Here is an 11057-nt window from a genome sequence, read left to right on the forward strand (position 1 = left end):
GGAAATGCTGTTATGGGGTGACTTATACGGGGGTTCGAATCCCCCCCTCTCCGTTTTATAGAATATTGTTAGCGAGGACAAGATAAGACGTAATTCCATTTAGTTCCTTCGTCTTCTAGGTTTCCAATTACTTTCACTTTTACTCGCCCAGAGTTTTCCTTTAATGAAATTGATACAGTGTTTTTTCCTGAAACGTAACCATTTTCACTTCCTTTTTCATTTTTCGTATCGTATAGAGTCTTGTCTTTATGAGTTACTATTAGTCTATCAGGTACGCCATACATCTCATAATTAATCTTAATTACCCCTTCCGTTGCAGTAAGCTGTATTATCTGTTCATAAACCCCTGATTCGCCACTTTCTTGTTGCTGATCGCACAGCTCGTATCCTCTCTCACGAGCCATAAAAACCTGCATTTCTATGGACTCATTCTCAGGATCGACAGATTTTATCGAGTCTTCCTCTGATTCTTCACAGTATTTATATTCTTTGCCTACTTCTACGGGAGTCCCTTCCGGTTTTTTAGTTGACTTAACAATGGCTGTTCCAAAGTGAGTTCTAAAAGTTAGACAAGGGTCAAGATCATCCACCTCAACAGTAGTTCTTTGAGTACCAGGCTTTGGCAATACGAGCGCCTCATTAATTCCCAGAATATTCAATGCACAAGTTTGCCCTCCTTGTTCTTGAACCTCGCTCCATAAATTACGAATCAAGTCTGGCATTTCTGCTCCAGATCCTTTTCGTGAAGCAGAAGGAATATTTCTGCACGATACGATCGCCTCTAATTCTGATTCCCTACTCTTCCAAAAATCTTGTGCTAAAGTAGTACAGTTATTTCCTCCATCTTTTTGACATTCTTGTAATGGTTCCTGGCAAGGATCTTCTGATGTACTAATCCCGTACCAACTTTTCCCAGAGTCTGAAGCTACGCTACAGTAACCTTGTTGTCTTTGACGAAGTGCTTGAGCAAAAACCGTCCCTTGACTATTAGCATATAAATTTAATTCTGTTAACTCTGCTTTGCTGGCACTTGCTTGCTGTACTCGAATACCCTTTTCACAGGCTCTACCACCACCTCGACCTAAATTTTTCCACTCAATAATTGCATTACCGCTGACTCTAATGGTGCAAGGAAAGTAATAGAAAGTGACTTGATCGTTTCGTGTTTTTGCTTGTATTTTTAGTCCTTTAGAATTATCATTTTTTTCAAAAAACTCAAGAGTACCAAAAGTTAGATTGTTATTAGGCATTAAAAGGGCATTAAGTTGATGATTAATAGAAGGAGATAACCTACTATCAATATTTACTGGTCTTACCTGTCTACCAATCCGCACGCTAATATTATTTGGACCAAGAATTTGAACTATTTTGGCATAGGCAGGAATTTCAGCAAGGCTACTCAAATTTTCTAAAAATGGTAAAATTGCTAGGGTAGAAACGGTGACTGAGCTAATCAAGAATAATGGCAAAAAACGTTGTATTTTTTTCATAATATTTTCCTAGTTTGAATTGAAATTTATCAAAATAATTGGTAGATTTTTACTGTGCAATTTCTGTTTCTATTTCTGGTAATTGAACAACTTGACACTCTGCGCTTAGTCGCTGATGAAAATGAGGGATTGCGAAATTATCAATAATTTTAATTGCTAGGGTTTGACCTTCTAATTCTTGACAATTTGGAGCCTCGCGATCGCTATTTTTTCCATACCACCCACAACGGCCTTGAGTATGTTTGCGCCACAGTTCTTCTATTTCTTCTAAAGTAGCACAGGGAATCAATTGTTCTTCTCCATCAATTAATAAACCATCTTGATTGCGGTCTGCATTTGCACCATTTTCCATCATTAAAATTCTGTAAGTTGTTTGCAAAGCACCTGTAAATTGTCGATCTCCTGCTGCTGGTCCAAAGTAATTCCCTTCAATTTCTGAATTAGGTGCTACAAGTTTCCGAACTCCAAAATTACCTGCTTTTAACTGTTCTTCTAATATAGGAATCTGAGCTAAACTTATGACTTCTGCTAAAGGTTTTTCAGCTTGTTCAGCAACTCTTTGAATTTGTTTTATTTCTGATTTTAGTTCTGAAAAATCATCAGGGTTAGCAGAGAATTCTATTTGACTATCCATTTGTTTAAGACCTACCAAAAATTGATAGTTTGCCAAAGCTTTTTCAAATTTTCTAGAATTTTTTGCTTTCTCTGCAATCTTGACAAAACTAGGAAGTCGCTGTGATAACTCCCTTACTAAATCTGGTGTGGTTTCCTTGAGAACTGTTTCTCTTATGACTTGGTCTCGCGCAGCTTGTTGTCGTGCTAACAAAGTTATAATTCCTGTAATAATTAAACCAGTTGTTAATCCTGATAGACCTAATTTTCTCAACAAAATCATACGTTGAGAACGCTTGACTAAGGCAATTAGCTCATCACTGTATCCAAGGTAATTAGCATCAGGTGTTTTTAACCATTTGTTTGCTTCTTTTGAGTCGTAACTATTGAGCAGACTATTGTTCCTTTTCTTACGTTCGACCCATTCATGCGCTTTTTCCTCTAACTGACGGCGTTTTTTTTCTGCTTCACGGTATTGATTTATCCATTCGTCAAATTTAGGCCAACTGCTAATCAAGATTTCGTGAGCCAAATCTATTATTTGGTCTGATTCATGTTCTTCTCCACTAATAGTTAAAAGTCGATGTTTACCATCAAGAAAATGATTTAAAACTGTTTTGAATTCTTCAGGATTATTACCTTTCTGTAAATCATTTACAAATTGTTGGCGACGAGTATCTGGTCGCCGAGTATCTGGTTGCCCTTCTCCAAATTGTACTAAACGTAGAAAAATATTACGGGCAATTCCCTCTAGGTTGTCATTTTTCTCATTTAAGGATTGTAAAGCTTTATTTGCCTTATCAGCTATTATCGCCTCTAATCCCTTGAGTTGCTCATAAGCATGAAGTGGTATGTATTGAACTTCTAGCTTGTCCCAAAGAAATTGTAAGGTTACTTGAAAAAATGGCAAAATTCCCTGTTCTTTAGCTCCTGAAAAATCCCTTACTAGGCGCTCTTCTAATACGGGATCTATATAAACACCTACTTTTTTAGCTGGCTTTAAAATTGCTTCCCGTAAACCATTTTTATCCAAAGGTTCAACTTCATAACGATGGGCTTGAATTTTATTCCAAAGAGGTTGTAAAGCAAATAAATCTTGATAAAAATCTGCTCTAATTGTCAGCACAACATAGCAGTTTTTAAGTTGAATCAATTCGGATAATTTTTGTTGAAAATTTTGGAGTTCTTCTTGCTCTTTTACTATTGTAAATACCTCCTCAAATTGATCGACAATAAGCAGAAAAGGTTGTGCATTAGATTGATTGTCAAGAAAATTATTGACAGTTGTACTTAATTCATCTAAATTCTCTCCTAGTATCTGTTTAAGTGTTGTCATAGGTTTGATACCAGGTCGCATAGTTTTCACTATTGATTTTCCAGAAAAGCGCGGACTGTTTTTCAATGCAGGAATTAATCCTGCAAAAACCAGTGAAGATTTACCACTTCCTGAAGGACCAATAACTGCAAGAAAAGGATAATTATCCAGTTGACGTACCATTGCATCAATCTCTTTGTCACGACCCCAAAAGTTTTCACTATCCCCTTCATTAAAAGTTTCCATCCCAGGATAAGGACAGTCTGGTTTTGTAAATAGTTCAGATATAGGACCCTTGAGTTGTTTGCAGAGACGCTCTACTCCCCGGTGCCGCTTCCTCGAATCGGTAAGATCCAAAGATGTTAACATTTTTAATCTTGAAGACAACTGAACCTGTTCTAAAAGCAGCGGAATTACAGACCAATATCTCTTTTCTCTTCCATAGCTTTGAGCAAGAACCTCAGTAAACTTATCAGTCAAATAAGCACCTGAAATAATCAGTAAAACATACTTACTTTTTTCGATAAATCCTTCTGCTTCTTGACGTTCAGGTACTCCTAGAGAAAAGTTTTCGGGTTCGACACATTTAACTTTAGCACTCTCTAATAATGGTAATAAAAATTTTTTTACCCAACCTTTATTTGCTTCTGCGTAAGATATAAAAACATCGTACTTGGGAGATAATTGTGGTTCATTCATAAAACTGTTAATCATAAAACTGTTAACGATCGGGACTTACGCATGAGGTAGGAAAAACTAGGATTTGAGATTGCTAAACCCTGTCGGTCGCTTCGGACGAAAATACGTCGCAGGTGCGTAAGTTCTAATTATTTTGGTATTAGCTGTTGATGTAGAATTTAATCGTTTTTATAAAGGCGATCGCAACGTTTCTATTAAACGAGTCAATGCTGATTTTGCTCTGCGAGGATGAACTAATAAATTTAAGGGTGTTAATGTTCTCAAACGAGAAGGTAGTTGCCCATTATCAAATTCTGAAATTTTCAGGGTAATAAGTCGATATTTGCCTTCCTCAATTCCTAAAGTTTGTCCTAATACATTTTGAAAATCAGCCCAATCATCTTCTAAATAATCATTTGATAAAACAAGCACAGTACGTTTAGATTGTTCAATCATGTTTTGAATATTTACAACACGAGGTACACCAAGAATTTCGTCTTCTGGAGTAGCAATTTTTAGTTCAGCATCTTCTAATTTTGGTACTAAAGTATCCCAAACCCAAGTTGCATCTGGTTCTTTATCCACATAACTAATGTAGGCATCATAAATAAACCCATCTTGTGATTCAGAAGGTTCTCCTTTGGATTCAGTTTGACCAGTTCCCTCCATATTTTCAATCCAGCGTCGGTCTTGCTGATGAAATTTTTGCTGTAATTCTCTTAGCTCAGGAAACTGGGATAGAATTACAGATGTAGGTATAGCATCACCACCTAAATCACTCCAACTATCTAGGGTAGACTTGATAACACCACAAACTTTTTTAGTTCTCTCATTAACTAATGCTGAACCACTCATCCCTGGACGTACTTGACCTGATTGAAACTTAATTAATGGTAGTTCTCCGCCAATCATCCCCTCGTAAACAAACTTTGCTGGGCAGCCATCATCATAATCTCGATCTGGATAACCAAAAGTATGTAGTCCATCACGATCCATCAAATCTTCTTCCCCTAAGTATACGCAAGGAAGGTTTTTATCTTTTGGTGGATTAAACTTTAGCAAAGCTAAATCAAATTTATAGACTAAGCTTTCGACTCTAGCTTCAGCAAAGTTTTGTTCCTGTTGCCAGCGAATCTGAATTGGCAAATCATCTAAGTCTTTTACTACATGAGCGCAGGTAAGAATGAACCCAGGGGCGATAAAAAAACCTGTTCCCTGTCTGTTGTTGTTGGCAAAGCTTAACTTTACTGTGCAATATTTCAAAAATTCCATAATTTCTCTTCTTCTGTTCCCTTTTTATTAACAGGACTTACGCAAATTGACTTTGAAACCAGCATCTGTAGGAGCGTTAGCGGAGCTTTGCGTTAGCAAATGGCATTCGCCCTCGCTATATGTAGAGTCTCTGCGTAAGTCCTGTTTATTAAAAAGACTTACGCATAACTACCATATTTAGTAGGAGCGTTACGAAGTATGTGCAAGCAAACGGCTGTCCGCCCCTACAGACGGTGTATAATTTGATATTTTCGTAAATCCTGATTAATTCACTAGGCTTTTGTCTCCCACTCTAGTGTAATCTCCAAGTTACCTTTGCTAGACCCCTTGACAATTGCTGCAGTTAATTTTCCTGCTTCCAAAGATATTTCCATGCCAAGCTTAACAGTAGCCTTAGTAGGTTTTGCCTTTTCTAATGAAGTAGCGATCGCCTCAGTTACTCCCCCTAGCGCATCAGTAACAGGTTTGAAAGATAAAATAGAAGATGAAACATCTTGCCTACCTCTTACTTGAGCCACTTCAACTTTAACTATTGCCCCATTAGGAAGTTCTACCGGAATAGTCTCTTTGCGTTCTTCTAGGTATGTCATCTTTAATTACTCCATAAATTAATTAACCAATCTTAAATGCACCCATAAAAATTAATTAAAAAACAAAACTAATTTCTGTTTTTTCCACGATTTGGATCGTCTTCGTCAGGTTCAGGTTCTTTTTCTACATTCACGCCATTAATGTAATCCTGAATGTCGCGGTGAGACTTAACCCCCTCATAAGAGTAGATGTTGTAACCCCCATCAGCAATTAACTTCTGTTAAATAATCCACTAACAATAGAACTTCCGATCACTTGTCTTTTTACCCGTCTTTTGTACTTTTTGAGGTATTTATCAGCTAAAGCTTTAAATTCAGATGCTTCTTCCTCATCTTGGTATATAATGGAAAACTGGCGAGCTGCTATTGAAGCACCTAAATAATTTTTAACCTCATCCAAAGCCTCAATTTTCGCTTTAAGTAAATCAGGATCGTAAGGATATAGAGTCGTAGCTTGCTCTAAGATATTAATAATTGTTCTCGGATCGTCATCCTTAGCGTAATTTTCACTAATACAAGCTTCTTGGTACATTTTGCAAGCTTCTACTAACTTGAAATAAGCAGGAATAAATTCAGGGTAATTACGAGTTAACAGACGCAGAGAAACAAAAATAGGCGCATAGTTGTCTTTCTCGAAACCATCCAAAGCACTTCTCCAATAAACTTTCATTGCCCCTGAGAGTTTTTGTACATCTGTTTCATATATCGGTTCCTTGACCAGTTCTGGTTCTTTTCGTATCGATATTTTTACAGTTTCATAGAGTTCCCTAGCTGCCTGAAAATCATTTTTTTTATAAAGCTCATCAGCTTCACGCAGTATATCGTACTGCTCTTGATCTGCAATGTTTCGCTCTGTTATTTGAATAACTGACTTTTTAGTTGATACGTTCGTATTCTGTTTAGAGAACACTTTGAGAGGAAAAAGAGCCAACATTAATGCTAAACTAAAAGCAATAAGTTGCCGATTTCTTCTGATAAAATACTGATATCTAAATTTCATACTTGATATAAATTAAGTAAAAGTAAGTAGTAGTTACTCTAGAATTGAACTACCCACATCTATGTACTGCGCAGAGCTTTAATAGAGTAATTTTCAATTTCAACAGTGATAGGCATTAGCCAGTTACCATTACATTTGAGCAACCCCACTTTCCGGATTAATTATTAATTAATAGTTTCTCCGTTTGAGTATTTAGAAATATGTATTTTCTCTTTCCTATAAAGCCTGGTTCTAAATTTCACTCAACAAGCAAACGCTCTTGATAAGCCTTAATTACCAGAATATAATCCCGATGGTTTAACAAAATATTTACCAATATAGTGTGGAATATTTGGCTACCAATCTATTTTTATTCTAATTAGGTGGTTATTTTTGTTTTGTTGACTAAAACTGCAAACGGTTTCTCTAATCAACAGGGCAAACGCATCTTATTTTGAAGTTCTTACAGGGCAAGGATGTTAGACTTATAAGTATTTCTACTCATTAATTTTCTAAAGCTTAACGGCAGAAGCTTCCAGAATTTAGATGCGTTGGCCCTGCTCTAATCAAACAGTCTAAATTCTTCAAACACAACAGAAAAACCATCCCCATCAGGAGAAGCACACATTAAACCGACTTGCAATTCATTTACTGTAGTCAAATAAGCTAGTCTCAATAAACTATAACTCTCTCCATCCAGAGAATATTCCACTTCCACCGTTTCTCCACTCCGCTTTAACCGCAACCAAATACTTTCTGGGTTTTCCGGTAACGGCACCACTGACCAGTCAGAATATTCTCTAGTCACCACAGCACTCGCTTGTTGCACGCCATTAACAAATTCAATGCCACATTTTACCCAAGTCTTTTCATCCAAACGTACCATCAAACCTGCTTGGTCGTATAATGCTTGATATTTACCAGTAATTTTGACTTGGGCGGTAAAGTCACCTGTAATATTCTGATAATAAAAATGACCGTTATCGCGAATAAAACCATAGTTAGTCACTCGCCAAAAATCTGTCTTTGCACCTGTGGTAACTTGAATTACTCCATTTTGGTTGCTCCAGACAGGGGGTTGGTTATACCATTGCATTACATTTGTTGGCATTGGTGAATTTATTGGTGTTGGTGCAGAAATACTCAACACACCACCATTGATAATATCTTGATATGAAATTTGCCACCCTGACACTGGTTGACTATTGAGTAAATATGGTTCGGAATGATTACCTTTTTGAATAACAAAATCTTTGCCATTATCCAAATGTATAGTCGCTTGAGAAAAATGTAGATATCCCAAATCAAACATTGGTGTACCTGGAGTCACCTGATATAAACCCAAGGCACTGAGAATATACCAAGCTGACATTTGTCCGCAGTCTTCATTGCCTATGATGCCATCTGGTGTAGCTTTGTACATTGTGGTAAGTATTTGTTTGACATAAGCACGAGTCAGATCGTTGCGATCAACAAAATTGAAAAGATAAGGTATATGATGACTGGGTTCATTGCCGTGAGCATATTGCCCTATTAACCCTGTAATATCGGGTAGTTCATTTCCTTGACTACTATCTAGGGAAAATAGTTTTTCCAGTTGTGCTAAAAATTCTGATTTCCCACCCATGAGTTGAATTAAGTCGGGAATATTGTGAGGTACAAACCAGGTATATTGCCAGGAGTTACCCTCAATAAATGGAGACTCCCATGCTGCTGCAAAGGGGTCGAAATCATCCCAACTACCATCCTTACGTTTAGGGCGCATTAATTTTTGACTTGTGTCAAATACTTGGCGATATGCTTGAGAACGTTTTTCATAACTTTCTGCCAGACTAATATTTCCAAAAATTCTGGCAACCTGAGCGATCGCCCAATCATTATAGGCAAATTCTAGAGTCCGCGACACTGACCAGTTAACATCGACATCTGAGGGAACAAAACCATAATTACGATAGGCATTTAATTCTGCTTCTTCTCTATTCATAGTGTCGATTGTTGCTCCCAATGCCCACCAATTATCATAGTTTCTCAAACCTTTGGTAAAAGCATCGACAATAACACTAATAGCATGACGACCAACCATTGTTTTGACATCTTTTTCCCCCAGTTTCCACTTTGGTAGGGAACCCACTTGGTCGTAATGTATCAACATAGATTTGATATATTCATTAGTTTCTGAGGGTTCCAGCAAAGTCATCAATGGGTGAAGAGCGCGAAATGTATCCCACAGAGAAAATAGGGTGTAGTTAGTAAAACCTCCTGCGGTATGAATGCGTCCATCTGCTCCCCGAAACCGTTTGTCTACATCCATATAAATATGTGGAGCTTTGTAAGTATGGTAAAGAGCAGTGTAGAAAATGATTTTATCTGTTTCGTTTTCAGTTTCAATATCAATTTTTGCCAGTTTCTCGCGCCAGAGTTGTTTGCCGGAGTCAACTGTTTCGTAAAATTGCCAGGTGGGAATTTCTTTAGCGAGGTTTCTTTGCGCCCCATTAATATCTACTGCGGAAATACCAATTCGTACTTTGAGATTGGAAATTTGCCCTAATTCTAGATATGATTGAATATATTTGTTATTGGCACTGTTGAGTTGATTCAGATTTTTGCCATCGGTGGAGATATATATTTTTTGCAGTGGTTTATCTATTTTGATATAAAAATAAATTCTTTGTTCCGGCGACCAACTTTGACTGATGCGACTGCCAACAATGGTGTATGGATCTAATACTTTGAAACTAGCGGAAATAGTGTTTTCGTCTCGGCGATGAACTAAGTCTATGAGCAGGTTAACCTTAGAATTTTCGGGAAAAGTGTAGTAGTGGAAACCACTCCGTTGTTTAGCTGTGAGTTCGACTTGTATTCCTGAGTTTAATTTAACTTTGTAGTAAGCAGGAGAAGCTGTTTCCGAATTTTTGTCAAAGCGTTCCCGATAACCTGAGTCTGGGTTTTCCAGAGTTCCCGGTTCGAGTGTCATAGTACCAATTTTTGGCAAAATTAGAATATCCCCATAGTCTGCAATACCCGTACCGCTTAGGTGAGTGTGGGAAAAACCGAGAATACTGCGATCGCTATCATAATATCCGGAACTGGCATCCCACCCTTCGACTCTGGTATCGGGACCAAGTACGACAAAACCATTGGGAACACTGGCCCCTGGGTGGGTGTGGCCATGACATCCCGTGCCAATTAGGGGATTGACATATTTGAGGTTATCTGTGATTGGTGTATTTGTGTTAGTCATAAATTAGGGAATAGTGCATCTAATTATTTTTGTCATTGAGTACGCCAGTGGGAACATCTTGCTCCGGTGCTAGGTGTTGCTCGTCTCCAACTACCATTACTATGTACGACTAGCAAATTTGCGTTTTCAAGTTTCATTAGATATGTCCAATAAAATTCGTACAATTTTCGGTTTTAAATCTGGTAAATTATATTCTACTACATTCCAAACTTCATCCAAGTCTATTCCAGCATAGTTATGAATTAAGACATCTCGAAATCCAGCAATTCTTCGCCAGGGAATATCTGAATAATTTTGCCTTAATTCTGGAGAAAGCAGTTTGACGGCTTCTCCTATCACTTCAAAACAACGAATTACTCCATCTTGAATCAAAAATGATTGTAAAAATTCTGTTTTTCCTCCTTGCGTGTAAACCTCAATGCGACTGAGGCGATCGAGAATATCTTGTAAATACATTTGATCGTCTGTCATAGGGGTATCGCCTGAGTGATGATTCTTTCTCGGAAAGATTCGCGTAATCCTTTAACGGTTGCTACATCTACTTTTCTACCTAAAAGGTCTTCTAAATCTTGAATTAAACCAATACGATCTAGTAAACTGCGATCGCTTTCCATATCCACAAGAAAATCTATATCGCTATCTTCCCGTTCTTCATTTCGTGCAACGGAGCCAAATATTCGGATATTCGATGCTCCATGTTGGGCTGCTAAGTATAGAATTTCTTCCCGCTTTTGTTTTAGCATTTCTCTCATTTTCATAGTCTAAATTGAGATTTGATTTTTCAAGTAATCATACCATATTGAGCTTTGCTTTACTCTCTCTGTAATATTCCCTGACTACAGGTGGGACACTGTAAAAATTTTCTTGTTTTTCAATCATG

8 protein-coding genes are annotated in these 11057 nt (G+C 37.4%); all 8 read right to left on the bottom strand.

From position 1 onward, the window contains the following. Positions 1–68: 68 nt before the first annotated feature. The 8 genes from AC3DU7_RS08325 to AC3DU7_RS08360 all read right to left on the bottom strand — a co-directional run bounded on the left by AC3DU7_RS08325 (position 69) and on the right by AC3DU7_RS08360 (position 10935). Positions 69–1490, bottom strand: coding sequence for a hypothetical protein (locus tag AC3DU7_RS08325; RefSeq protein ID WP_488038886.1), 1422 nt, complete (start codon positions 1488–1490; stop codon positions 69–71). Between the two features lie 49 nt (positions 1491–1539). Next, entirely contained in the window at positions 1540–4116 is a 2577-nt protein-coding gene (locus AC3DU7_RS08330) for an nSTAND1 domain-containing NTPase (protein ID WP_488038887.1), read from the bottom strand. A 168-nt stretch (positions 4117–4284) separates the two neighbouring features. After that, positions 4285–5367 (bottom strand): trypsin-like peptidase domain-containing protein, encoded by a 1083-nt coding sequence (locus AC3DU7_RS08335; protein WP_488038888.1) that lies wholly within the window; start codon positions 5365–5367, stop codon positions 4285–4287. A gap of 272 nt (positions 5368–5639) precedes the next feature. After that, positions 5640–5957, bottom strand: coding sequence for a CU044_2847 family protein (locus tag AC3DU7_RS08340; RefSeq protein ID WP_488038889.1), 318 nt, complete (start codon positions 5955–5957; stop codon positions 5640–5642). Positions 5958–6168: 211 nt separating this feature from the next. Beyond that, complete coding sequence (locus AC3DU7_RS08345) at positions 6169–6957, bottom strand: hypothetical protein (protein ID WP_488038890.1); 789 nt, start codon at positions 6955–6957, stop codon at positions 6169–6171. 541 nt (positions 6958–7498) lie between these two features. Then, entirely contained in the window at positions 7499–10177 is a 2679-nt protein-coding gene (locus tag AC3DU7_RS08350) for a GH92 family glycosyl hydrolase (RefSeq protein ID WP_488038891.1), read from the bottom strand. A 126-nt stretch (positions 10178–10303) separates the two neighbouring features. Continuing rightward, positions 10304–10648, bottom strand: coding sequence for a HepT-like ribonuclease domain-containing protein (locus AC3DU7_RS08355; RefSeq protein WP_488038892.1), 345 nt, complete (start codon positions 10646–10648; stop codon positions 10304–10306). After that, a complete protein-coding gene (locus tag AC3DU7_RS08360) occupies positions 10645–10935 on the bottom strand; it encodes a nucleotidyltransferase family protein (protein WP_488038893.1) in 291 nt (96 codons plus the stop codon). The genes AC3DU7_RS08355 and AC3DU7_RS08360 overlap by 4 nt, the downstream gene beginning before the upstream one ends. Positions 10936–11057 lie beyond the last annotated feature (122 nt).

The sequence above is a fragment of the Okeania sp. genome (assembly GCF_983059655.1).